The 26,130-nt window shown below is 68.8% G+C and carries 7 protein-coding genes and 4 pseudogenes (1 of these 11 cut by a window edge); all 11 read right to left on the reverse strand.

Features of this window, described 5'->3' with window-relative positions; translation table 11 throughout:
* Positions 1 to 5,460: the 5' portion of an SDR family NAD(P)-dependent oxidoreductase gene (locus LXM88_RS00660; protein WP_262531134.1), read on the reverse strand. 25,095 nt of this gene lie to the left of the window's left edge; 5,460 of the gene's 30,555 nt are visible here — the first part of the coding sequence; the start codon lies at positions 5,458 to 5,460; its stop codon lies off the left edge, out of view.
* Positions 5,461 to 15,150, reverse strand: coding sequence for an SDR family oxidoreductase (locus tag LXM88_RS00665; RefSeq protein ID WP_262531136.1), 9,690 nt, complete (start codon positions 15,148 to 15,150; stop codon positions 5,461 to 5,463).
* Entirely contained in the window at positions 15,143 to 17,140 is a 1,998-nt protein-coding gene (asnB, locus tag LXM88_RS00670; RefSeq protein WP_262531138.1) for an asparagine synthase (glutamine-hydrolyzing), read from the reverse strand. Before asnB ends, LXM88_RS00665 begins: the two co-directional genes overlap by 8 nt.
* 94 nt (positions 17,141 to 17,234) lie before the next feature.
* Positions 17,235 to 17,477 (reverse strand): phosphopantetheine-binding protein, encoded by a 243-nt coding sequence (locus LXM88_RS00675; RefSeq protein ID WP_262531139.1) that lies wholly within the window; start codon positions 17,475 to 17,477, stop codon positions 17,235 to 17,237.
* A 41-nt stretch (positions 17,478 to 17,518) separates the two neighbouring features.
* Positions 17,519 to 20,920 carry an ACP S-malonyltransferase gene (fabD, locus tag LXM88_RS00680; RefSeq protein WP_262531141.1) on the reverse strand — a complete coding sequence of 1,134 codons (3,402 nt, stop codon included), beginning with the start codon at positions 20,918 to 20,920 and terminating at the stop codon, positions 17,519 to 17,521.
* A 78-nt stretch (positions 20,921 to 20,998) separates the two neighbouring features.
* On the reverse strand, positions 20,999 to 21,700 hold the full coding sequence (locus LXM88_RS00685; protein WP_262531142.1) for a histidine phosphatase family protein: 702 nt from the start codon (positions 21,698 to 21,700) through the stop codon (positions 20,999 to 21,001).
* A 771-nt stretch (positions 21,701 to 22,471) separates the two neighbouring features.
* Positions 22,472 to 22,741: pseudogene (locus tag LXM88_RS00690) on the reverse strand (IS5/IS1182 family transposase); the annotation flags it as partial.
* 15 nt (positions 22,742 to 22,756) lie between these two features.
* A pseudogene (locus LXM88_RS00695) lies at positions 22,757 to 22,917 on the reverse strand (ISKra4-like element ISBusp5 family transposase); the annotation flags it as partial.
* Positions 22,918 to 23,129: 212 nt separating this feature from the next.
* Positions 23,130 to 23,441, reverse strand: a pseudogene (locus LXM88_RS00700) (integrase core domain-containing protein); the annotation flags it as partial.
* Between the two features lie 4 nt (positions 23,442 to 23,445).
* The gene (locus LXM88_RS00705; RefSeq protein WP_262531143.1) at positions 23,446 to 24,843 is read right to left on the reverse strand and encodes an IS30 family transposase; all 1,398 of its coding nucleotides are present in this window, start codon (positions 24,841 to 24,843) and stop codon (positions 23,446 to 23,448) included.
* Between the two features lie 48 nt (positions 24,844 to 24,891).
* Positions 24,892 to 25,988 (reverse strand): annotated as a pseudogene (locus tag LXM88_RS00710) (IS3 family transposase); the annotation flags it as partial.
* Positions 25,989 to 26,130: the final 142 nt, after the last annotated feature.

Below are 26,130 nucleotides of genomic sequence, written 5' to 3' on the forward strand. Positions count from 1 at the left end.
CGCCGGATTGCCGCTACGGTAGTGCAGCGACGGCGGAATCTGCTCGTGCTCGAGCGCCAGCAGGATCTTCATCACGCCCGCCACGCCGGCGGCGTACTGGGTGTGGCCGAGATTGGTCTTCAGCGAGCCGATCGCGCAGTATTCGCGGCGCTCGGTGTCGACGCGGAATGCACGGGTGAGCGCGCCGAACTCGATCGGGTCGCCGAGCCGGGTGCCGGTGCCATGCGCCTCGACCATGCCGATCTCGCCGGCGTCGATGCCGAAGCGCTCGTAGATGCGGCGCAGCAGCGCCTCCTGAGAGCGCGCGCTGGGCGCCGTGATGCCGTTGGTGGTGCCGTCCTGGTTGACGCCCGAGCCGCGGATCACGCCGTGGACGTGATCGCCGTCGGCCAGCGCGTCGGAAAGCCGCTTGAGCACCAGTACGCCCACGCCCTCGCCCGGCACGAAGCCGTCAGCGCTGGCGTCGAAGGTGTGGCAGCGGCCGGTGGCCGACAGCATCCCGGCGCGATGGGCGGCCGTGTAGAGCTTCGGCGTGGCCTGCAGGAACACGCCGCCCGCCAGCGCCATGCGCGTGTCGCCGCTGCGCAGGTCCTTGCAGGCCAGGTCGATCGCGACGAGCGAGCTGGAGCAGGCGCTGTCGATCGCCATCGAGGGGCCCTTCAGGTCCAGGTAGTAGGCGATCCGCGACGGGATCACCGAGGCCATGTTGCCCCACAGCGATTGCGGCGACGGCTTGCCGAGGAACAGATCCTGGTAATCGCCGCCACAGCAGCCGACGTACACGCCGCAATCGGTGCCGGCCACCTGCGAGCCGGCGTAGCCGGCGTTCTCCAGCGCCTTCCAGGCTTCCTGCAGGAAGTGCCGCTGCTGCGGATCCATGTAGGTCGCCTCGAGCCCCGAGATGTTGAAGAACAGCGGGTCGAATTCCGCGATGCCCTCCACGAAACTGCCATGACGGCAGGCGGCCTCGCTGGCTTCGGCGTCGGCCGGTAGCGGCCAGCGCGTGACCGGCTCGATCAGGTCGCGGCCCTGCGCGAGGTGCTCCCAGAGCGCGTCGAGATCGTCGGAGCGGCCGAAACGGCCGCTGATGCCGACGATCGCGATGGCGTCCTCCCGCGTCGCCGCCGCAGTGACGGACGCCGCGCCGGAGGCCGCGGCCACGGCCGCCTCGCGCGGGGCCGCCGCCGCCGCGACCGGCCCCTTGTATTGCGAGACGAGGTGCTCGACGAGCCGCTGCAGCGTGCTGTAGTCAAACAGGCAGGTGGTGTCGAGATCCAGGCCGAGCGTCGCGTTGAGGCCGTCGACCAGTTCGACGCCGAGGATCGAGTCGAGGCCGTAGTCGGCGAACGACTGATCGGCGCGCACCTCGTCGGGGCGCAGGTCGAGCGAGGCGCAGAGCCGCTCCACCACGATCCGCTCGACGTACTCGCGGGTCTCGGCGGCGCTGGGCGCCGCTGCCGGCGCGACCGGTGCCGCCGGCCCGAAGGCGGCCGCCTGCGGCGCGACCGATGCGTCCGACGCGATCGACGAGGGCGCGAGGCCGCGATAGCGTTCCGCGATCCAATAGGTGTTGCGGGCGTACGGATAGCTCGGCAGATGCATGCGGCGCGGTCGCGCGTCGCGATGCAGCGCGGCCCACTCGATGCGCTGGCCGCTCACCCACAGGCTCGCGAGCGTGCCGAGGTCGCGCGCGGCCACCGCCGCTTCGACGGCGGACTGGTTGCGGCGCGCCAGCGCCTCGCGCTCCTCGCCGCCCTGCGCCGCCTGCCCGGCGTGGACGCCGGGCGCGCCGACGTCGCCGGCCAGATACTGCTCGAGGCGCGTGGTCAGTTCGGCGAGGCTGCCTGCCACGCAGGCCAGCCGCCATTCCATCGGCTCGCGGCCGACCTGCAGCGTGTAGGCGATGTCCTCCAGGCGGCCGCCGTCGACGGTGGCCGGCTGCAGGCAGGCCGCCAGCTCGGCGACGCTGCCGCAGTCGCGCCACGCATCGTCGGGCGCCACCAGCCCGGCGATCTCGGCCAGCCGCTCCAGCAGTTGCCGCAGTTCGAACTCGCCGGCCCCGTAGTCGCTGAAGCCGACATCGGCCTCGATCTGCGCCGGCGCGACGTGCAGCAGGCCGGCCAGCTGTTCGGCGATCAGCGGTTCGAGGTTGACGGCCGGCGTGCGATCGGTGCGCGACAGGTACGACAGCAGACGCCCGGTGCGCCCGCGCAGCGCCGCCTCGGTGCGCGCCGACAGCACCACCAGGCTCGGCGTGGCGGCGGCCGCACGCGCGGGCAGCGCAAGCGGCACGAATTCCTCGACGATCACGTGCGCGTTGGCGCCGCCCGCGCCGAACGAGCTGATCCCGGCGCGCAGCGGCCGTTCCCCGCGCGGGCCGGCCATCCGCCGCCATGGCGCGGAGGTGCGCTGCAGCACGAACGGCGTGCGCGCGAAATCGATGTTGGGATTGATGACATCGGCGTTGAGGCTCGGCACCAGCTGGCGATGCTTCATCTGCATCACCACCTTGGTCAGCCCGGCGATGCCGGCGGCCGCCTCCAGATGGCCGATGTTCGACTTCACCGAGCCGATCGCGCAGTAGCCGAGCGCGTCGGTATCGCCGCGGAAGGCCTGGGTCAGCCCCTCGATCTCGATTGGGTCGCCCATCTCGGTGCCGGTGCCGTGCGCCTCGACGAAACCGATGCTGCGCGCGTCGATGCCGGCGCGCTCCAGGGCGGCGCGCACCACGTCGCGCTGCGCCGACGGGTTCGGCACGGTGTAGCCGTGGGTCTTGCCGCCGTGGTTGATCTGGGTGGCGAGGATCACGGCGTGGATGGGGTCGCCGTCGGCCTGCGCCTGTGCCAGCGGCTTGAGCAGCACCGCGCCGACGCCCTCGCCCGGCACGAAACCGTTACCGCCCTCGCCGAAGCTCTTGCAGCGGCCATCGGACGAGAGCATCTGCGAGGCGCTCAGCTCGACGAAGCTCGACGGATGCAGGTAGAGGTTCACGCCGCCCGCGATCGCCAGCTCGCAGTCGCCGGCGCGCAGCGCGCGGCAGGCCTCGTGGATCGCCGTCAGCGACGACGAGCACATGGTGTCGAGCGGCAGGCTCGGGCCGTTCAGGTTCAGCGTGTAGGAGACGCGGTTCGCCACCGAGCTGAAGCTGGTGCGCGGATGCAACGTCTCGCCGTCGCGCCACAGCGCGGGGCCGTACAGGTTGAAGCCGGTCTTGGTGATGCCGGCGTAGACGCCGACCTTGCCGCCGTATTGCGTGGCGAGCGTCTCGCGGCTGATCGCCGCGTCCTCCAGCACGTCCCAGCAGGCCTGCATGAACAGACGTTCCTGCGGATCCATGCCGCTCGCCTCGCGCGGCGAGATGCCGAAGAACAGCGGATCGAAATCGGCGAAGCCGTCGAGGAAGCCGCCCCACTTGCCGTAGCTCTTGCCCTGCGCGAGCGCGAGCTTGCGGTCGGCCTCGTAGAAGCCCTCGAGCGGCCAGCGCTCGGGCGGGATCTCGCCGATGCAGTCGCGGCCGTCGCGCAGGTTGTTCCAGAATTCGGTCGGCGACGCGGCGCGCGGATAGCGGCCGCTCAGGCCGATGATCGCGATCGCGTCGTCGTGCGCCTCGGCCGCGCGGCCGGAGGCCGTGGCGGCCCGGGCCGGCCCGGCGGCGGCCACACCGGTGACGGCGCCGCGCGCCGGATCGGCCGCGTCGGCACCGGCCGCCCGCACCGACGCGGCCGGCGCGGCATCGAGCCCGGCCCAGCGCCTGCTCGCCGCCGCGTGCTGGTCGAGCAGATAGCCGGCCAGCGCGGCCAGCGTGCGGTGCTCGTAAAGCAGCGTCTTCGGCAGGCTCGCGTAGAACGCGGCGAGCCGCTGGTTCAGCCGCGTGATCATGATCGAATCGATGCCGTAGCTCTCCAGCGGCTCCAGCGCGTCGAGTTCCTCGACGCCGTAGCGCGTGCACTCGGAGAACAGCGCCTTGAGCCGCGCGAACAGCGCGGCGCGCAGCTCGGCCGCCTCGGCCTCGGGCGCGGCCGAGGCGGCGGCCCCGGCGGCCTCGAGCGCGGGTGCCGCCGTGACGGGCGCGGCGCCGTTGAAGCGCGCGGCCAGCCTCGCCAGATCGCCGCAGGCCACCAGCACCTGCGGCCGGGCGGCGGCGAGCGCCTGATAGAACGCCGCGAAGCCGCGTTCGCTGTCGATCGGCGCGAGGCCGAGGTTCTCGCGCAGCGCACGTTCGGTCTCCGCGTCGATGCGCATGCCGCCCTCGCGCCACAGCGGCCAGGCGATCGAGATGCTGCGGCGGGTCTGCAGCGCGCGGCGGTCGAGAAACGCGTTGGCGAGCGCGTAGTCGGACTGGCCGACATTGCCGAGCACGCCGGCCAGCGACGAGAAGCTTGCCAGGAACTCGACCGGCAGCGCGCGGCTGGCGCGTTCGAGGTTCAGCAGGCCGCGCACCTTGGGCGCGCAGACGGCGGCCAGATCGGCGGCCGACTTGCCGAGCGCGAAGCCGTCGCGCAGCGTGCCGGCGGCGTGGAGGATGCCGGTGAGCGTGCCGTGCTCGCGGTGCAGGTCATGCAGCAACGCCTCGACGGCGCCCGCGTCGGTCACGTCGAGCGTGCGCAGCTGCAGCCGCGGCCCCAGCGGGGCCAGCGCGGCGCGTGCCGGGTCGGGCCAGCCAGCACGCGTGGCCAGCACCACCCGCGCGCCGGGCGCGTGACGCAGGATCTCGCGCGCGAACAGCGCACCGAGGCCGCCCGCGCCCCCGGTGAGCAGATACACGCCGCCGTCGCGCCACGGCGCCGGCGCACCGGCGGCGGCCGGCAACGGCGCGTAATGCAGCACGCTGCGCGCGCCGTCGCGATGAAGGATCGCGGCCGGACCCTGGTGCGCACGCTCGGCGGCCAGCAGGGCCGCCAGGTCGGACGCGTTCACGCGTTCGGGATCGACGCCGATCACCTGCGCGCGGATCCGCGGATTCTCCTGCTCGACGCTGCGCAGCAACGCGGCGAGTCCGAACAGCGGCTCGTCCTCGGCCGCGGCGGGGATCACCAGTTGCACCCGCAACGGTGTCGACATCGGTTCGCGCAGCGGCGCCTGCAAGGCCGCCAGTACCTGCGCGGCGAGCGCCTCGTAGCGCGCGCCGAGATCGCCTTCGGGCCGCGCGAACACCTGGCAGCGCGGCGCGGCCGGCAGCGCGGCGAGCGCCGCCCGGGCCGCCGTGAACGGCTCGGTCAGCAGCACCAGCCAGTCGCCGCCGGTGGCCGCGGACTCGTGTTCGAGCGGCTGCTCGCGCCATTCGACGGCGTACAGGCCGACCTCCGCCGCCGTGCCGGCCCCGGCCGGCGCGGCCGCTTCCAGGTCGTGCGCGGCGCCGTCGCGCCGTGCCTTCAGCAAACGCAGCCCCTCGGCCTTGTCGATGCGACCACTTTTCAGATCCTGCAAGATTCGCTGCAACGCGTCCACGATCCTCTCCATTTACTCGCCGCGGCCGTGATCGGCCAGCGTCAATGCATCCATCGCCTCGTCGACGCTCAAGGTGTCGCTCAGCACGTTGTCCAGCATCCGCTCGAGCGCCGCGTCGTCGAGCGTCGGCAGCGCCGCCTGCGCGGGAATCCAGTGGCGTTGCCCCGCGAACGGATAGGTCGGCAGCGCGACGCGCCCCGGCACGTGCGCGTGGCGCGTCGCCCAGTCGATCTCGGCGCCGTCCACCCAGGCACGCAGCGTCTCGCGCATTGCGGCGCCGGCCGGCGGGACCGCCGCTGCCGCCGCGCGCCGCGTCGAGCCGCGCAGCACGGCGCCGGGCAGGTCGTCGAGGTAGTCGGTGAGCGTGGCCACCAGTTGTGCCAGCGAGGCGGCCTCGAAGCCGAGACGCTCGTCCATCGGCTCGCGACCGACCTGCAGCGTGTAGGCCACGCGCTCGATCAGCCCGGCGTGCGCGTCGCCCTCGGCCTGCTGAGCCCAGGCCAGCAGGCGACGCGCGACGACGCGCAGCTGCACGTCATTGCGCGCGGACAGTACGATCGCGTGCGGGCCCGCGGCAGCCGGCGCGGCAGCCGGCGCCAGGTACTCCTGCAGCACCAGATGCGCGTTCGCGCCGCCGAAACCGAAGCTGCTCACCCCGGCGCGGCGCGGCCGCGGCTGGCCCGCGGCATCCACCTCGCGCGGCCATGGCGTGAGTTCGCGCACGATCCGGAACGGGCTGCCGTCCAGCTCGATGTAAGGGTTGAGCGGCTCGGCGTGCAGGCTGGCCGGCAGCGCGCCGTGGCGCATCGCGAGCAGCGCCTTGAGCACGCCGGCCACGCCCGCCGCCGCCTCCAGATGGCCGATGTTCGACTTCAGCGAGCCGATCGCGCACCGGCCCGCCGCGAGCGGCGCGCCGTCCTGGGTCGGCAGCTGCGCGTAGGCCAGCTTGAGGCCGTTGATCTCGACCGGATCGCCGAGGCTGGTGCCGGTGCCGTGCGCCTCGACATAGCCGATGCTGGCCGGATCGATGCCGTGCATCGCGCGCTTGATCAGCTCGGCCTGCGCGCGCGGGTTCGGCGCCGTCAGCGAGTTGGCGCGCCCGCCGTGGTTCTCGGCGCTGCCGAGGATCACGCCGAGGATCGAATCGCCGTCACGCTCGGCCGCGCGCAGCGGCTTGAGCACCAGCGCCGCCACGCCCTCGCCGCGCACGTAGCCGTCGGCATTCGCCGAGAACGTCTTGCACTGCGCCTCGGGGCTGAGCATGCCGGCCTTGTAGGCGCCCACGAAGGTGTCGGCGCTCAGCGCAAGGTTCACGCCGCCGGCGATCACCATCTCGCACTGGCCGGCGCGCAGGCTCTCCACAGCACGATGCAGCGCCACCAGCGAACTGGAGCAGGCGGTGTCGATCGCCTGGCTCGGGCCGTGCACGTCGAGGAAGAACGAGACGCGGTTGGCCAGCATCGAGTGCGCCGTGCCGGTGGCCGTGTAGGCCTCGGTGGGCACGCCGTGGGCGGCCAGCAGCGTCGCGTAGTCGTTGCCGCTCACGCCGACGTACACGCCGGTGGCCTCCGGCAGCCGGCTCGCGCGATAGCCGGCATGTTCGACCGCGGCCCAGGCCGCCTCGAGGAACAGCCGGTGCTGCGGATCCATCAGCTCGGCCTCGGCCGGCGAGATGTGGAAGAACGCGGCGTCGAAGCGGTCGATGTCGTGCAGCACGCCCGCGCGGTGCGGGAAGTCGGCCTGCTCCATCTGCTCGCGATAGGCGCCGCGATACCGGCTCATCGGCAGCGGCACGATGGCGTTGCGGCCCTCGCGCAGGTTGCGCCAGAACGCGTCGAGATCGTCGGCGCCGGGCAGCCGCGCCGACATGCCGATGATCGCCACGGCGCGCTCGAGCAGCGGATCGGACCCGGCGGCGGGTGCCGCCGGCGCGAACGCGGGAGCCGCAGCCGGAACTGCAGCGGGTGGCGCCAGCACCGGTGACGACTGGACGAGCGGCGCGGCAGCGGCCGGCGCGACCGCCGGGGCCGGTGTCGCCTGCGCCGCGCGGCGCCGCTCGCGCAGCGTCGCAACGTGGTTCGCCATCAGATGCCCTGCCAGTTGCTCGACGTTCTCGACCTCGAAGAACACCGCCGGCGTGAGGGCCACGCCCAGGTCGGCGCCGATGTGGTTGGCCAGCTCGGTCAGCGAGATCGAATCGAAACCGAGGTTGTAGAACGGCGTGCGCAGGTTGATCGCGTCGGGCGCGAACTTCAGGATCGGCGCCATCCGCCCGAGAATGCGGGCCACCACGTCGGTGCGGATCTGCGCGAGGTCGTCGGGCGCATCGGGCGGCGCCGATACCATCGGCGCGGCTGGCGCCGCCGCCGGTGCGGCGACGAGCGCGACCGGCGCGTACGCCGCGGTGCTCGCGGCGGCGGCCTGTACCACGGCAGCCGGTCGCGCCACATCCGAGGCCGCCGGCATCGCCGCGAGCCCGAAGCGCGCGCCGCGGATCGCGCCAAGCACGCGTCCGGCGTCGTCGAGCAGGGCAACCGTATGGCGGCCCTCGAACCGTAGGTGCCGCACCGTGCCGCCGACGAATTCGAGCGCGTCGGCACCCACGAAGCCGGCGTCCGGCCAGGCCGTCTCGCCGGCCTGCCGCGCGAGGAAGTGCGCGACCTGCTGCACGGCGCCGAGCACGGCCGGCGTGAGCGCGACGCGCGCGGCGAAGTGGTGCTGCTTCGGCATCGCTTCGCGCAGCGTGACGAGGCAGGCGCCGTCGGCGCTCCAGCCGAGCCGCTCGACACTCTCCAGGTACGGCAGGTAGTCGAGCCCGCCCTCGCGCAGCGTGGCGTAGAAGGCGGCCGCATCGAGCGCGGCGGCGACGCTGCCCGGATCGAGCCCGAGCGTCGCCGGCCATTGCGGCGCGGTCGTCTCCTGCAGCGCGAAGCGCGCGAGCGGCCGGACCTCGCCGTCCTCGCCCGTGTATCGCACGCCGACTTCGTGGCTGCCGGGCGCGCGCGTGGTGAGCGCGAACTCGAGCCGCGCGGGCCCGCTCCAGTCCGGATCCGGATTCAGCGCCAGGTCGCGTACCGCGAACGGCGCGGCGAGCCCTGCGATGCCGCCCAACGCCCACGCCGCGTCGAGCACGAAGGTCGGCACGATGCGGCGCTGGCCGTCGCGGCGATACGCGTAGTCGAGCAGATCGTCGGGCCGCGCGTCGGTCTCGTACGCGATTGCGGACAAGTCCGACAGGTTGCGGCCGATGAACGGATGCAGCTTGCCGCGCGAGGCGAGCGGATCGAGCACGCTCGGCGCGTCGGGATGCACCTCGTACCAGCAGCGCACCTTCTCGAACGCGCTCGGCGGCAGCGACAGGCGATGCGGCGCCCGCTCGGGCCACAGCAAGCGCCAGTCGAGCTGCGCGCCGTCGGCCCAATGGCGCGCGAGCCGCGCCAGATCGCCGGCCGCGAGATCGCGCTCGACCTCGCCCGCGCCGGCGCTCGGATCGATCGACAGCACGTTGTCGACGAACACCGCGCCCGGCGCGAGCTGGTCGCGCAGGAACGCGTCGAGCGCCGCGACGAACTCGTCGAGGCTCGACGCCACCATCGCGAAGCGGCACGGCTGCACGTTGCGGCCCACCTGCAGCGTGTACGCCACGCGCGCCGGGTCGAGCCCGGGCTGTTCGCGCAGCCGCGCCAGCAGCCGCTGCATCCAGTCCTGCAGCAGCGTGCGCGTCATTGCCGAGAGCACGAACAGGCGCGGCGCGGCCGGCCAGTGCTCGGGCTCGGGCGCCGCGTATTCCTCGATGATCATGTGCGAGTTCATGCCGCCCGCGCCGATCGAGGTGACGCCGGCGCGACGCGGATAGGTGGTCGCGACGCCGTCGGCGCCGACAATGGTCGGGCGCCGCCATTCGGCCAGCTCGCGCTGCACGCGGAACGGCGAATCGGCGAACGGGATCGCCGGATTCAGCTCCTCGGCATGCAGCGACGGCACCAGCGTGGCGTGCTTCATCTGCAGCAGCACCTTGGTGAGGCCGACCACGCCGGCCGCCGCCAGCAGGTGCGCGATGTTCGACTTGACCGAGCCGATCGCACAGAAGTTGCGCTCGTCGGTGTGGGTGCGATACGCATGAGTGAGCGCCTTGATCTCGATCGGATCGCCGAGCTTGGTGCCCGAGCCGTGGCCCTCGACGTAGCTGATGGTGCGCGCGTCCACCCGCGCGTCGGCCAGCGCCTTCTCGACAGCCTTGGCCTGCATGGCCGGCGTCGGCACCGTGAAGCCGTTGCGCACCCCGGCGTTGTTGATCGCGGTGCCCTTGATCACGCCGTAGATGTGATCGCCGTCGGCGATCGCCTCGGCCAGCGGCTTGAGCAGCACCGCACCGAGGCCCTCGCCGAGAATCGTGCCGTCGGTGCCGAGGCCGTAGCTGCGGATCACGTCGGCGCTCTTCGACGTGAAGTGCTCCTGCGAGCTGGAGATCAGGTTCTGCGGATGCAGCAGCAGGTTGACGCCGCCGGCCAGCACCATCCGGCACTGGCGCGTGCGCAGCATCCAGACGCCCTGATCGATGCAGGTGGAGGCCGCCGAGCACATCGTGTCGAGGAAGATCGACGGGCCGGTGAAACCGTAGAAATACGACAGCATGTTCGGCAGCGTGCCGGTGTAGCTGCCGCTCGCGCGCGAACCGCGCGTGAGCATGTTCTGGAAGCCGAGCAGGTTGTAGTGGTTGCTCATGGTGCCGACCAGCACGCCGACGTCGCCGTCGTAGCGCTGGCGCATCTGCTCGCGCGAGTAGCCGGCGTCCTCGAACGCCTCCACGCCCACCTGCAGGAACAGCCGCACCTCGGGCGACATCAGCTCCGCGTCGCGCTGCGAGATGTTGAAGTAGCGCGGGTCGAACTTGTCGATGTCGTCGAGGAAGCCGCCGGTGCGGATCGTGCTCTTGCCGAGCACGTCGCGCTCGTCGTGGTAGATGCCCGCGTGCTCCCAGCGCTCCGAGGGAATCTTCTCGAACACGTGCTCGCCGTTCTTCAACAGCTCCCAGAACGCATCCAGCGTAGCCGCGCGCGGATAGCGGCCGGCCAGGCCGATCACGGCGATGTCGTGGAGATCGGCGTCGTACATCGCCACCGGTGCCGAGGCCGGCGCGCTGAAGCGGCTCGTGGTGCCGGCCGGACCTGCGGCGATCGCCGCCGGAGCCGGTGCTTGCGGCGCGTCGGGCGCGGCGCTGGTCGCCGCGGCCGCCGGGCGCCTTGCCGCCAGGGCCGCCGCGAGCGCGTCCGCGTGCTCCTCCTGCAGGTAATCGGCGATGCCTTGCAGGTCGACATATTCGAAGAACAGCGTCTTGGGCAGCGAGCCGACCAGTTCCTCCAGCTGCAAGGTCATGTCGACCGCCATGATCGAGTCGAAGCCGTATTGCTCGAACTTTTCGCCGGTGCGGATCTTGGCCGGATCGAGCTTCAGCACCTTGCCGAGCGTCTGCTTGAGCAGCACCAGCGTCTCGCCCATCAGGTCCGCCGGCGACGGCGCGGAGGCCGCGGCGGCCGCGGCGGGTTGCGCGGCCGGCACCGGCTGCGACGACGGCGCCGGTTGCGGCGCCGCCTCGACGCGCGCGTGCCCGTAGTTGACCGACACGTGGCCGACCCGCCTGGCGGCGACCACCGCCGCCAGCGCGCCGAGCCCCACCTCGCTCGGCAGCGGCTCGCCGCCGGTGCGACGGCGCATCGCGTCGATGTTGGCGGCATCCATGCGCATCCCGCCGTCGGCCCACAGCGGCCAGTCGATCGCGACCGTCACGCCGTGCGCACGGCCGGCGCGCACCTGCGCGTCGCGGTAGTCCGCATAGGCGTCGAGGAAGCGGTTGGCGACCGCGTAGTCGGCCTGGCCGGCGGCCGGATCGACCGCCGCCACCGACGAGAACAGCAGCATGAAGTCGAGCGCGAGCCCGCGCGTGGCGGCGTCGAGGTTCGCGAGCCCGCGCGCCTTCGGCGCGAACACGGCGCTGGCCTGCTCGGCCGTCTTGTTGACGATCAGGCCGTCCTGCAGCACGCCGGCGACGTGCAGCACACCGTTCAGGCGGCCGTGGCGGCGCAGGATCTCCGCCACCACGCGCTGCGTGTCCTCGGCGTTGGCGACGTCGGCGACGAGATAGTCGAGCGTCACGCCGCGCGCGCGCAGTGCGGCGTCGCGGCCGTCGGCCGGGCCGCGCCCGCTCAGCACCAGCACCACGCCCGAGAGGCCGGCCACGGCCTCGGCGATCAGGCGGCCGAGGCCGCCCAGCCCGCCGGTCAGCCAGTAGACACCGCCCGGCTTGAATACCTCGCCGAGCGAGCCGGTCGGCAGCGCGAGCGGCGCGACCACGCTCGCCTCGCGCTGTCCGGCAAGGTCGTAGCGAACCTCGTGCATCGCGCCGGGCGCGCCGAGTTCCGCGCGGACGCGCTCGGCCAGCGCGGCGGCGGGCAGCTGCGCGAGGCCGGCCACCATCATCAGCCGTCCGCGCAGACGCGAGCTTTCCTGCAGCGCGACCTGCAGCAGCGCGGCCAGCGGCGCAAAGAGGCGCCCGGCCTCGTCGTCGGGCAGCACGATGCAGACGTCTGCCTTGCGGCGCTCGCCCATCACGCGCTGCACGCCGCGCAGCACCACCTGGAAGGCCGCCTCGAGCCCCGCCGCCGCCTGTTCCGCCGGCGGCAGCGCGAGCGCCTCGACGCTCGCGCCGAGCGCCTCGGCGAGTTGCCGGTCGCGCTGCGGATCGGGCGCGGCGCCGGCCACGAACACCAGCCCGCCGGCGTTCACCGGCGCGGCCGACGCGGCCAGCGGGGCGACCCGCCATTCGCGCACGCCGTAGCTCAGCGCGGCGGCCGAGGCCGCCGCCTCGCCCGTTTCCAGCAGGCGCAGCGAGAGGCCCGCGAGCCGTACCCGGACGACGCCCTGTGCGTCGCACATGTCGATGTCGAAGGCCGGCATCGCGGCACTCCCGGCCGCGCCGGCGCTGGGGCGGATCCAGGCCCACATGCGCGTGGCGCACGGTCCGTACTGACGCAGCTCGCGCAGCGCGAACGGCAGCGCCGGACGCTCGCCGCGCAGCAGTACCACGGTGCCCTGGATCGCGGCGTCGAGCAGCGCCGGATGCAGCCGGTAGGCCTCGGCCTCGGCGTGAAGCGCCTCGGGCAGGCTCAACTCCACCAGCACCTGCCGCTCGCCCTGGTAAAGGCCGGTCATCGCCTGCAGCGACGGGCCGTGCACCATGCCGGCCGCGCGCAGCCAGCCGTGGGCCTCGTCGAGCGTCACCGGGCTCGCGCAGGCGCCGCGCAGCGCGCTCAGATCGACGGCGGCCGGCGCCGCCGCAGGCTCGGCCTGCGCCACGATGGTGCCCTGGCTGTGCACCGTGAGCGCGTCGACGGCACCGCTCGTCACCTCGTAGGCGACGTCGCCGCGCGTCTGCGGCGTGAGCTGCATGCGCGCGTCCACCGGCTCGGCGCCCACCCGCAGCGGGCGCATCCAGACCACGTTCTTCAGCGTGCAGTGCTCACCCGCCTCCAGCGCGAGCGCGGCGGCCGCGCGCGCCATTTCGAGATAGGCGACGCCGGGCAGCACCATGCGCCCGGACACGTGATGATCGGCGAGGAAGAATTCGGTGCCCGAGAAGGCGGTGCGATAGGCCTGGCGGCTCAGCGTGGAGACGTTCTCGTGCAGCAGCGGATGCAGCGTGGCGGGCGCGGTCGGGGCGGTCGCGTTCGTCGTGTCCCGAGCGGCCGTCGCGGCCGCGGGTTCGGCGTCCGGCAGCCAGTGGCGCACGCGCGCGAACGGATAGGTCGGCAGCCGCAGCCGTTGCGGACGCGCGGCGCGATGGAGCCGCTGCCAGTCCACCGGGCCGCCGCCGCACCAGTGCTCGGCCAGCTTGTCGAGGCGGCACTTCTCGATCCAGTGCGAGAGCAGCAGCTCGGTATCCTCGTCGAGCGCCGCCTGCTTCGCGTCGTGCTTGCCGCGTCGCGCCGGCACCTGCCCGCGCCAGCTGCGCTCGACCGGCGCCGTGGCCGCGCGCGCCGCGTCCAGGCGCGCCGTCAGCTCGGCCACCGAGTCCGTGACGAACGCGATGCGCTCGACCATGCCCTCGCGGCCGACCTGCAGCGTATAGGCGAGCGCGGCCAGATCGAGGTCAGGATGGGCGCGCAGGTGCGCCGCCAACTGCCGGATCTGCGCGTCGAGCCGCTCGCCGTTGCGGGCAGACAGCGGCACCAGCACCGGCGTACCGGCGACATGGGCCGCATCGGGCGCGTCGGCCTCGGCGAGGCCCGGGCCCTCCTCCAGGATCACGTGCGCGTTGGTGCCGCCGAAACCGAACGAGCTGACGCCGGCGCGACGCGGCGCCGTGCCGTTGGTCGCCCACGGCCGGCTCTGGCCGACCACGTAGAACGGGCTGCCCTCGAACTTGATGAGCGGGTTGAGCTGGCGGAAATCGACGTTGCCCGGCAGCGTGCGATGCCGCATCGCCGCGATCACCTTGACCATGCCGGCCACGCCGGCGGCTCCCTCGAGGTGGCCGATATTGGTCTTGACCGAGCCGATCCCGCAGCTCTGCGGCACCGGCTCCGAGCCAGCTTCCTGGTGCATGTCGCGGAACGCTTCCTTGAGGCCCAGCACTTCCACCGGATCGCCGACCGGCGTGCCCGGGCCATGCGCCTCGATATAGCTGACGCTGTCCGGCGCGATGCCGGCGCGGGTGTAAACCTCGCGGATCAGGCGCGCCTGCGCCTTGGCGTTGGTCACCGTCAGCGAGGTGGTGCGCCCGCCGTGGTTGGTACCGATGCCCTTGATCACCGCATACACCGGATCGCCGTCCTCCAGCGCGCGCTGCAACGGCTTGAGCAGCAGCATTGCGCCGCCCTCGCCGCGCACGTAACCGTCCGCCTCGCGATCGAACGCCTGGCTGCGGCCGCGCTTCGAGAGCATGCCGTTCTTGCCAAACGCGATGAAGTGGTTGACCGACCACGCGAGATTCACCCCGCCGGCGAGCGCCGCGTCGCATTCACCGTTGCGGATCGCGCGCACGGCCTGATAGACCGACACCAGCGAGCTCGCGCAGGCGGTGTCGTTCACGATGCTCGGGCCGGCCAGATCGTAGTAGTGCGAAACGCGATTGGCGATGATCGAATAGGCGGTGCCGGTCGGGAAGTACGCATCCACCTTCTGCCCGGTCTTCTCGAACAGCTCGGCATAGTCCCAGTGGCAGACGCCCATGTATACGCCGGTATTGGTGCCCGCGAGCTGCCCCGGCCGATAGCCGGCGTCCTCGATCGCCTTCCAGGCCAGCTCCATCGCGAAGCGCTGCTGCGGATCCATGTACTGCGCTTCGCGCGGCGAGATGTTGAAGAACTCCGCGTCGAAGCAGTCGGCGTGCTCGATGAAGCCGCCCCAGATGCTGTTGGTCTTGTCGTCTTCCTTGCGCGGATCGCCGTAGTAGACGTCCTTGTCCCAGCGCTGCGGCGACACTTCGCTGATCAGCGAGCGCTGCGCCGCCAGCTCGGTCCAGAAGTCGTCGAGCGTCTCGGCGCGCGGCAGGCGCAGCGCGAGGCCGATGATCGCGATGTCGTCGGGCTGCGGCACCGGGCCCGCCGAGGCCGCGTCGACGAGCGGCAGCGCGGCGGCGGCATGGGCGTCGACCGGGGCCGGCGCCGAATCGGCCGGGCTGCGCTTGCGAAGAAACTCAAACATGTTCCACTCCCGAACGAATTGCGCTGCGACGATCGACGACGCGGGACAGCACCCGGTCGACCCGCTCCAGCGGCATGGGCGGCAGGCCCTCGCGACGCACGTACTGGCGATGCAGCATGGCGGTGGACAGCAGATAGATGAAGGTCTGGTTCTCGCGCGTGCTGATGGTGCCGGGCTCCCCGTCGAAGATCTTGCGGGTGAGCGCCTGCGCGAAGCGGGCGTCCAGGTGAGGCACCTTCTTCAGCTCGTTCTCCGAGAGCAGCAGCTCGACGTAGTCGGCGCGGTGATCGACGAACGCGGCGCTGTCGGGAGCGCGATAGGGATGCTTCGACTTGGCGGTGATCGACGGCGGAATCACCGCCTCGAACGCCTTCTTGACCAGGTACTTCTCATTGCTGCCGTCGTCGAACTTGAGGTTGACGGCGGCCGACAGCGCGACCACCTCGGGATCGAGGAACGGGCAGCGGTTCTCGACGCTGTTGGCCATGCTCATGCGCTCGCCCTGGGTGGAAAGCAGATAGCCTGGCAGCAGCGTCTTGAATTCGAGCCATTGCGCCTTCTCGATCGGGTTCAGGCCAGCGAAGTGCGGATCCTCGGCGGTGTAGGCGAGTAGCTCGGCGAACGGGTCGGCGTCGGCGTCGCGCTTGAGCAGGCGGTTGGCGAAGCGCCCGTTCTGGAAGCGGATTTCGTGCGAGAAGAGACCCGGCAGGCGCTCCTCACTGAATTGCTGGAACAGGCCAAGCAGGCGCGTGGACTCGTCGCCGCCGAAGTGGCGCAGGTACGGATACATGCGCGAGAGCTGGCGCTTGCGTTCGTCGTTGTCGTATGCGTTCCAGTTGCTGCGCAGCAGCGTTTCCTTGAACAGGTCGTAGCCGAGAAAGGCCTCGTCGGCGCCCTCGCCGCTTAGCACCACCTTGATGCCCTTGTCGCGCACCGCGCGCGAGAGCAGGAACATCGGCACGAACGCGGTGCGGAACGCCGGGATTTCAGCGTGATAGACCGCTTCCGGAAACGCCTGCACGATGTCGGCATGGCCGATCGTGATCGCCGAGTGCCGCGTGCCGAGGAAGCGGCTGACCTCGAGCTGATGCTCCGATTCGTCGAAATACTTGTCCTCGAACGCCACCGAGAAGGTATGCAGCGGATGTTCGGACATGCCGCCCGCGAGCTGGGTGACCACCGTCGAATCGAGTCCGCCGCTCAGGTACACGCCCACCTCGACGTCGCTGCGCATGCGCAGCCGCACGCTCTCGGTGAGCGCATCACGCACCCGCTCGATCGCCTCGGCCTCCGAGCCCACCTCGTGACGCGGCACGAAATCGAGCTGCTCGTAGCGGCCCGCGCGCAGCTCACCGTCGCGCACGCGCAGGAAGCCGGCCATCGGCAGCTGGCGGATGCCGCGAAAGCCGGTCTGGTGCGGCAGCGGCGTCCACTGCGCGAAGATCGACGAGAGCTGCCCGACGTCGGGCTCGAACGAGAAGCCGTCGATTGCCAGGAACGCCTTCATCTCGGAGGCGAACATCAGCATGCCGTCGTGCTCGGCGACGAACAGCGGACGTTTGCCGAAACGGTCGCGCGCGAGGAACAGGCGGTGCTCCCGGGTATCGTAGACGGCGAAGCCGAACGCGCCGTTGAAACGCCGCAGACAGCCTTCGCCCCACTGCAGCCAGGCCTGCAGCATCACCTCGGTATCCGACTGGGTGCGGAACACCCGGCCCTGTGCCTGCAGCTCGGCGCGCAGCTCGCGGTAGTTGTACAGCTCGCCGTTGAAGCAGATCCAGTAGCGGCCGGACGCGTCGCTGAGCGGCTGTGTGCCGGACGCGAGATCGATGATGCTGAGCCGTACCGTGCCCATCGCCACGTGGTCGTCCACGAAGTAACCGACCTCGTCTGGGCCGCGATGATGGATTCGCGCCAGCATCGGCTTGATGAAATCAGCATTCGGAAGCGCCCCCGGGCGCATAGAGATGAATCCGGCGATGCCGCACATAGAATCGGTTCCTTTGCGAATTTTGGGCAAGCAGGCTCCCGCCCCCTTTCGCGAAGGGGGTTGGCGGGAAGCGGGTCGTGAGAGTGGGGTGCGGCTACGCGAGCGCGACCTTGTCGCGCACGGACTCGACGAGGCTGTCGAACGTCGTGAGGATTTGCGTGAGCATTTCCTCCTCGGTGTACTTGATGCTGAACTCGCGCTCGATGAAATGGATCAACTGCACGTAGCCGAACGAGTCGATCACGCCGGCCTTGAAGAGATCGGTGTGCTCGTCGATGTCGGTGCCGAACTGGACGAGGAACGTGGCTTCGATGAACTCGCGAATCTGGTTTTCCATGGAGATTTCCATTAACGAAGAGACGAAATGACCGGTCCGGCTCAGGCGACGGCCTCGGGCTCCGAGGCCGGAGTCGTGGCCGCCTGCCGGAGCAGCTGGGCGAAGCGGGTGTTGAGCAGCGTGGCGGTGGTCTCCATCAGCCACACGCCGATCTCGTCGACGTGGCGGTTGCGCCAGCTTTCGAGCGGCATGCCCTTCACCAAGCGGTTAAAGCCGCCGAGCGCGGGGCCGCAGTGGACCTGGAAATCCACCTTGCCGCCTGGCTCGCCCTTCAGCGCAAGCCGGTTGCTGTGGGCGAAATACCATTTGAAGACGAGCGCCATCTTCTTCTTGGGCGCCTGGTCGGCGGCGGCGATGACCTCCGCAGGGTAGTGCTTGCGGCACTCGTCGTACACGGCCTCGAAGCTGCGCTGGAAGTACTTGTCCTGGATCATGCGGGCCGTCTTCTCGTCGATCTGGTCGAGCGAATCCACGCTGCGGTAGACGTCGTAGAGCTTGTTGGCGCGCGCGGGAAAGAACACGCCGCGCTTGAGCACCTGTACGCGCGCGCCGATCTCGAACATGTCGCCGGCCGGCGCGTAATCGGTGTCCTGCACCTCCATGTCTTGCAGCATGTCCTTCACCAGATCGCTGGTGCCGGCCTCGACGGTGCATTGGTTGATCGAGCCGGTAAGAATGAAGTCCGCACCGAGCACGAAGGCGGAGGCCGCCGCCTCGGGCGTGCCGATGCCGCCCGCGCTGCCGATGCGGATCAGCTTGGCATAGCCGTGGGCGGCCATCGCCTCGTCTCGTTGCGCGATGATCACCGGGAGCAGCGCGGCGGCCACGCCGGAATCGGTATGGCCGCCGGAATCGGCTTCCACGCAGATGTCGTCGGCCATCGGCAGTTCGCGCGCCCAGGCGGCCTGCTGCGCGGTGATCGCGCCGCTTTGCAGCAGCTTGTCGACGATCGCGGCGGGCGCCGGCTTCAGGAAGCCGGCCGCCACCTCGGGCCGCGAGAGCTTGGCCATGATGCGGTTGCGCGCCACCGGCCGGCCGTCGGGGCCGGCCTGCAGGCCGCGCAGGCGATACAGCACGAGGCCCGGCGAGATCTGCATGTAGGCCGAGGCCTCCACGTTGCGCACTCCGTGCTTGAGCAGCAGCGCCACCACGGCCTCCTCGCGCGAGCCGTTCAGCAGGTTCATGCCGAACGTCGCGTCAGGCCCGAGCGCGTCGCGGATCTCGAGGATCGCGCGCTCGACGTCGGCGGGCCGGAGGCCACCCGTGCCGAAGAACGCCAGCATGCCGGCGCGCGCCATGCGCACCACCATCGCGACCGAGGCGATGCCGTGCACCATCGCGCCGCCCACGTAGGCGTACTTGAGGTTGTAGTCGGCGCGGAACGCCTCGCTCCCAAGGCTGGTGGCGCGGATCTGCGCGACGCCGGCACGGCCGCTCGCGGCTGGCGCCGCCGCGCGCGGTTGAGCGGCCGCGAGCGGCGCCGGGGTAAGCGGCGCGGCAACTGCCACGACCGGCACCGCGGCGAGCGGCGCAGCCGGCGCGGCAGCTCCCCGCGACGCCGGCTCGACTCGCGCGCTCGGGGGCGCCTCCACGAGCGGCGTGGTCTCGTTGCGGATCTTTGCGACCAGGTTGGTCAGCACGCGTCCGTGGCCGAGTTCGCGGAACGTCTCGACGCCCTGCCCCCACATGTAGCGCACCGAATCCACCCAGTTCACCGAGTGCGTGATCTGCGTGGCCAGCAGCCGCTTCGCCTCGCCCGGCTCATAGGGCCGCGCGGTGACGTTCGAGATCACCGGGATGCGCGGCGCCGCCAGCTCGAAGCCGGCCAGGAAGCGCTCGAACTCGCGCTGCGCGTCGAGCATCAGGCGCGAGTGGAACGCGCCGCTCACCGCCAGCTGGATCACGCCACGGCAACCCGGTGCCTGTTCGAGCACCGGCTTGACCGCCGAGACCGCATCGAGCGGGCCGGAGATCACGATCTGCGAGGGCGTGTTCAGGTTCGCGATGTCGATCGCCTGACCGCCGTTCGCGTCGAGCAGCGCACGCAGCGTCGCCCGGTCGAGCCCCAGCACCGCCGACATGGCGCCCGCCGTCGCCTGCGACATCAGCGTGGCGCGCTTGTGCACCAGCCGCAGCCCGGTCTCGAAGTCCACCATGCCGGCGGCGAACAGCGCCGCGTACTCGCCGAGGCTGTGACCCGCGACGAAGGCCGGCGGCACCGCCTCCTGCTCGCTCGCGTCGAGATACGACAGCGCGTTGACCACGTACAGCGCCGGTTGCGTGTAGAGCGTCTGGTCGAGCTGACCGTGCGGATCGTCGAGGCACAGCGAGGCGATCGAATAGCCGAGGATGCGGTCGGCGCTGGCCACCTGCTCCGGGTACTTCTCGAACAGCGCCGCGCCCATGCCCTTCTTCTGCGCGCCCTGACCAGGAAAAACGAATGCGTACATGTTCTGCGGTTCTCCAACGGTGGTGGCCCGCGGCGCGTCGGAACGCGGCGCGAGCGCGTGCAGGCCGTCCAGCTCGCCGGCGAACGGCGACAGGAGGGCACGGATTGAATGGGGATGCCCGGCTGGCACCAGGCGTTTGAGGAAGCCCGACAGCGTCGCGCCGGGCCCGACGTCGATGAACTCGACACCGTCGGGCTCGGCGCGCAGCAAGGCGGCCACCGCCTCGCGGAACAGGATCGGACGACGGCCGATCTGCCAGAAATAGTCGTTGCCCGGCGCGGCGGCCAGCCGGTCGCCGAACAGGCACGAGATCAGCGGGATGCGCGGCGCGGCCAAGTTTTGCGGCTCGACGGCGAGAAGCGCCGGCAGGCACGGATCCATCGCGGACGAGTGGAAGCCGTGCGAGATCGGCAGCATCAGGCAGACTACCTGCTGCGCCTGCAGGTGCGCATGCACGCGCTGCAGCGCCTCGCGCTCGCCCGACAGCACGAAATGCTGATCATGGTTTACGCCGGCCAGCGTGCTGTTGCGATGAAGCATCGGGTCGCGCTCGTAGCGCGCCGGGTCGTCGAGCACGGCGAGCATCGCGCCCGGGCTGCAATGCTGCTCGGCGAGCCGCGCCTTGTGCAGCAGCGTGCGCAGCACCTGCTCCGGCGACGCGATGCCCGCCAGCGCGGCGGCGACGTATTCGCCGAGACTCGTGCCGAGCAGGTAGTCGGGCTCGATGCCGCGCGAGAGCAGGGTCTGCGCGAGCGAGTACTGCACCATGAACAGCGCGGGGTGGGTGTGCAGCGTGCGATCGAACGGCGTGGTGCGCCTGGCGTTCTCGCCGTAGAGCACGGCCAGGAGCGAGAATCCGGCCGCCTCGGCGACCACCGCGTCGAGCGCTTTCATCGAGCGACGGAAAACCGGCTCCGCCGCATGGAGATCGACCCCCATGCGGTAGTACTGGGAGCCCTGGCCAGACATGAGAAACACGGTCTTTCGCTTCACGACGGAACCTGACGAACGAGCGACACGCATCCACCGCGCGCGCCGGTGAACGGAGCGCGCAGGCATGGACGTGCCGGATTACCGATAAGTAAGAAAGCGCCCGTCCGACGTATCGAGATGGGCGATGCAATTCAGGTAGCCGAGCTGGAGGTACCCGTCGTCGTCGACGAGCAGGCGGGTGAGCCCGCCGTTGTAGAGGCTCCAGATCAGATCGAAGATGCGCTCGTCGGGAATGCCGAGCAACCGCTGGCAGATCGCGCCGATCACGCCGCCTGACGTAAACGCCATCACGGGCCGCGTCGCGTCGTGGCGCGCCGACAGGTCCGTGAGCGTGGCCCAGCATCGATTCGCGAACGTCGCCCACGATTGCGTGTACTCGCCGTCGAACCTCCCCGACGCCCAGCGGGCCGCCGCGTCGGCGAACATCCGCTGAAACGCGCGTGGTGGATCGTCCTGCATCGCGACGTGGGCCGACAGCGCTTGCAGATCCGGGAATTGAGGCGCGGCACGCAACAAGATCTCGGTGTGATCGTATTCGTCGAAGCCGGCATCGACCAGGCAGTCCGCCGCAAGCGCCGGGCCCCATGCTTCGGCGCACGCCAGCGCGCTTTGCAGGTGACGTCGATGGCTGCCGCCCGCGAGCGCCGGCCGTTGCGGAAGCAACGAGTTCAGTCGCTCGCCGAGCCTTGCGCACTGACGCACGCCGACATCCGTCAGGCGGTCGTAGTCGTCGGAGCCGAAAGCGGCTTGCCCATGTCTTGCCAGATAAAGACTTCGCATGTATTCGATCGAGCTATCAAATGGATCGTTTCGTTAATTCGCGCAGCGCATTATAGATCGATCAATTAATTCAAGTCCATGCAACATTAAGATAAATTAATAAAATAATTTTGATTTTCAATCCAATCCCATTCGCTGTTGATGCGAAATCGTTTCCGTGGCCCGTCGATTTCAGACAGCTCGACAGCCACGCTGCATCGCACGAAAAACCAAGCCCGTCAAGGCTAAGGCGGTTGACGAACGGAGCCGGCCGGTTCGCTGCGCCGCGACCAAAAATGCCCACCGGCGCGCTTCCTCAAAAATAGTCAAGTCCAAATTCTATTAAAATCAAAATCATCATCAATCGATGAGATCATTCAATTTCGGCCCTTCTTTGAAGGGGGTTTGAAACATTCCATGAGCCAAACATTAATTTTCCCGTGATGGCGAGACTCGGATGTCGATGGGCGAGGCTGCGTATTGTTTTGAAGCAGAGATTTATTGAATTTTGGAAATTAAAATTGCGGGTTTTTCGGTTCGGCACTCCCGCGGATGTTCCGGATTGCCTTCGTTGACGACAAGCACGACTCGCGCTCGGATCGGTCCAGGCTTCCTGGAGCGGATCGCCCTAACAGGCTGTTGAAAAGCGCCTCGTTTTGACGGCCGGGGCACTGTTTAAACGGGTTTCGTATGCGATTGGCTGCTGAGTTGCGGATCAATCGTCGCGGCGGCCCTGCTGGTGAGCGGGCCAGCAGGCGCGTTGCCGCGCGACGACCACGCTTGGCCGGCCCATCGCATCGCCCCTTGTGGCACCGCCGACAGTATTCGGGCCATTCGAGTCAGGTTGCTCGCCAGCATCGTCAGCTTGCCGCCTTGATGCGCGTCGTTGCGCACGACATGCGGCGTCACCTTGCGCGCACGACAGTCCCGCACAAGGTCGCGCATGTCATAGCCCTTGTCGGCGCCGAGCGTCTTGGCGTGACGGCCCCGCACGCGATCGAGCAGGCGCAATGCGCTCGCGCGTTCGCCAACGCCATCGGCATGGCTGACCACGGCGCCAACTGTTGAAGGAAGCCGTTAAAAACGCCGGGATGCCTTCTGCCAGGACCACGTAACGTGCCGCTGTCCAATCCAGGGAAACGGTCGTTGCGCGAGGTCGTGAAATTCTCGGTTCAACAGCGCGACCCGCAACTTCACCACGCCATGCGCCCAATGCGACTCCAACGCATATGCTGGCTGTAGGAGTTCACAATCAATGCTAGCCGTGCCCAAAGAAGTGCTAGCAATGTTCACTAATACTGCTAGCGTAGTGTTTTGCTCAGCCTAAGCGGTGGGCATCGATAACGTGATATCGCCCGCAGCGAGGCGTCGAAATTCGGAGCTCTGGCGAAAATCGATTGCGGAACAGTCTCGATCTGAACCGCACCGAGAATCGTGGAGGCCGGTTGGTTTAAGTTAATGCAGGCACGTCAGCGGCATTTCTGAGTTGCCTGTAGTAGTTTGCCTCAGCCTCAGCGGGCGGGATATAGCCGAGCGGTTCCATCAGCCGATGATGGTTGTACCAGGCCACCCATTCCAGGGTCGCCAGTTCGATGGATTCCCTCGTTTTCCACGGGGCGCGCCGATGAATCAGTTCCGTCTTGTACAGACCGTTGATCGTTTCAGCCAGCGCGTTATCGTAGCTGTCGCCTCGGCTGCCGACGGACGGCTCGATGCCAGCCTCAGCCAGCCGTTCGCTGTAGCGAATGCTGACGTATTGGGCGCATTCAACCGGTCGTCGCAACACTGCATTTTTGAACGGATTTTAGGTACTCGTCCAGTGCTTCCGCAGGCGTCTTCCAGCCGAGAGTTTTCCGCGGCCTGGTGTTCAGTGTATTGGCAACTGCCTGGATCTCTTGAGCACTCCATCGGGATAGGTCAGTGCCCTTCGGGAAGTATTGTCGTAGAAGGCCATTCGTGTTTTCGTTCGTACCGCGCTGCCATGGACTATGCGGGTCGGCGAAGAAGACTTTCACGCCGGACTCAATCGTGAAGCGGGCGTGATCGGACAGCTCCTTACCGCGATCCCAGGTCAATGATCGCCACAGCTGGGCAGGCAGGTCCGCCACGGTCTTCTTGAGCGCGTTGGCCATCGTGACAGCTCCGTAGCCGGCCAGTGGGGGCCCATTTTTCGTGCGCGGAATCTGCCCATAGCCTTTTTCCCGAGGTAGGTGCACGAGCATTGTGAAACGGCTTGATCTTTCCACCAGTGTCCCAATGGCGGATCGGTTCAGGCCGATGAGCAGGTCGCCTTCCCAATGGCCCGGCACAGCACGATCCTCCGCCTCTGCAGGCCGGCTGGAAATCATCACATCCTCGCTGACATGCGCCCAAGCCTTCGCACGCGCTCTCGCTCGAGGAACGCGCAACGCGCGCCCGGTGCGCAGACAGCCCACCAACTCACGCTTGAGCGCACCGCGCCCTTGAATACAGAGCGCTTGGTAAATCGCTTCGTGAGAGATGCGCATAGATTCATCGTCAGGGAAATCTACCTGCAGTCGATTGGCAATTTGCTCGGGTGACCAGCCGTTGACCCACGTTCGGTCACCGCGATGCGGTTTATTTCGTCCCTTGAACGGCGCCTGCCTCGGTCCGGCAATTTCACGACCATCAGCGTCATATACTTTGCCCTCCAAGCGTTCCTGTACATATTGACGCAGCCGTGCATTAGTCGCCAGCTTCGATGGCTTTGGTCGTTTAGCGAATCGTTCCGCCTTCCACTGCGCGACTGAAGCACGATACTCGAGGTACCCGCCACGGGTCGCAGCATTGCGCGTGAGTTCTCGCGAAACGGTTGATGGACTGCGTCCGATACGGCGAGCGATTTCGCGCACCCCGAGGCCTTGGACAGAAAGCAATGCTATCTCTTCTCGCTCAGCGAACGACAAGTATCGACCCGCAATAGGTTTCGACATGAATAGTGGCATACCGCCACGATAGCGGAACCAGCGCGAACCTACCGCTTGAGACACGCTGACCGCCTCCGCTGCTTTCTCACTTGTAATGCCAGTCGCGATCTGTTGCCAGAACCGACGCTCGATCTCATGTCCAAGTGATGGTGCGCCCGGTGAATACATCGCCTCACGTCCTGTCAACCGATACACCTGCTTCGCACTGCGTCTCATGCAACACCTCCTCGATCAAAGGTGTTGCGACGACCGGTTGAATGCGCCTTGCCATCCTTGATCGGAGTGCAATAGCGGCCGGTCCTTTTGCCCGAGTTTGGTCAGCGCCTTCTTCAACATACCGCTGACCAATTCAAAGCTTGGCCGCTGATCCATTTGGTAGGCGACGATCTCCGCGTTGTACAGATCCATCACCGGCGACAGATATAACTTCTGGCCGCCGACGTTGAACTCGGTCACATCCGTTACCCACTTTTGATTCGGCCGCTCGGCATCGAACTGACGCTGCAGCAGATTGGGCGCAACCCGGCCGACTTCACCTCGCCAGGAACGGTATTTCTTTGGACGTACCAGCGACTTCAACTGCAACTGCTCCATCAGCCGTTGCACCGTCTTGTGGTTGATCACGTGCCCTGCCTGCCGGATCGTGGCGGTGATCCGTCGATAGCCGTAGCGGCCTTGATGATGGTCGTACACGGTCCGGATCTTCGCTTTGAGCTCCGCGTACCGATCACCGACGTCCAGCGCCTTGAGTTGGTAATAGAACGTGCTGCGCGCCAGACCTGCTGCCTTCAGGAGCGCGGCCACCGGATGGCGCTGCCTCAGTTCATGCACTATTTGCGCTTTTTCTTTGGCGCTGCCGCCTTCTTTGATTGCAGCAGCGCATCGAGTTTTTTTAGGTACGCCACCTCCGCGCGCAGATACTCGATCTCCTTGAGCAATTCCTCGCGGGGCCGCTCGTCCGGCGTGGGTTCTTCACTGACAGATTGGGGCGGCAGAGAATCGGGCATTTTCCTGGGACGCCCGCGCGGGCGGGGCGCCAAAGCGGCTAGACCGCCGTCATGATACAGGCGCTCCCATTGCCCGATGCAGTTCGGGCTGCGGATGTCGAAGACAGTTGCTACCTGCCTGTACGACAACTCGGCCCGCCACATATGGAACAGCACCGCGAGCTTGAACTGCGCATCGTACTGACTTGTCTTCCTGCGCAATCCGTCATCGCCATGCAGACGATAGGCCGCGATCCATCGGCGTATCGACGATCGATCAATACCGTGACGCTTTGCCAATCGGATCGAGCCAAGCCCTTCCGCCAGATGCTCTTGAACAACTTGCCGTCGAAGCTCTTCGCTGTACTTCGTCATGAAAAAACACCCCAAAGGTCGGATCAAATTCCAACTTTTGGGGTGCAGTTCACTCCCGTTCATCGGGAGCGGGGTGTTTGCTTTTCGGTCGTCCGCTCCGTGACCGGATCGTGACCGTCGAGCGGTACGCCCCCGCCGATCG

Source organism: Burkholderia sp. S-53 (assembly GCF_025560745.1).
GTDB classification, from domain to species: Bacteria; Pseudomonadota; Gammaproteobacteria; order Burkholderiales; family Burkholderiaceae; genus Burkholderia; species Burkholderia pyrrocinia.

Coding starts and splice junctions, on each gene's coding strand:
- LXM88_RS00665 (WP_262531136.1), bottom strand. CDS start 15,150: ATGTTTGAGTTTCTTCGCAAGCGCAGCCCGGCCGATTCGGCGCCGGCC.
- asnB (WP_262531138.1), bottom strand. CDS start 17,140: ATGTGCGGCATCGCCGGATTCATCTCTATGCGCCCGGGGGCGCTTCCG.
- LXM88_RS00675 (WP_262531139.1), bottom strand. CDS start 17,477: ATGGAAAACCAGATTCGCGAGTTCATCGAAGCCACGTTCCTCGTCCAG.
- LXM88_RS00685 (WP_262531142.1), bottom strand. CDS start 21,700: ATGCGAAGTCTTTATCTGGCAAGACATGGGCAAGCCGCTTTCGGCTCC.
- LXM88_RS00705 (WP_262531143.1), bottom strand. CDS start 24,843: ATGAGACGCAGTGCGAAGCAGGTGTATCGGTTGACAGGACGTGAGGCG.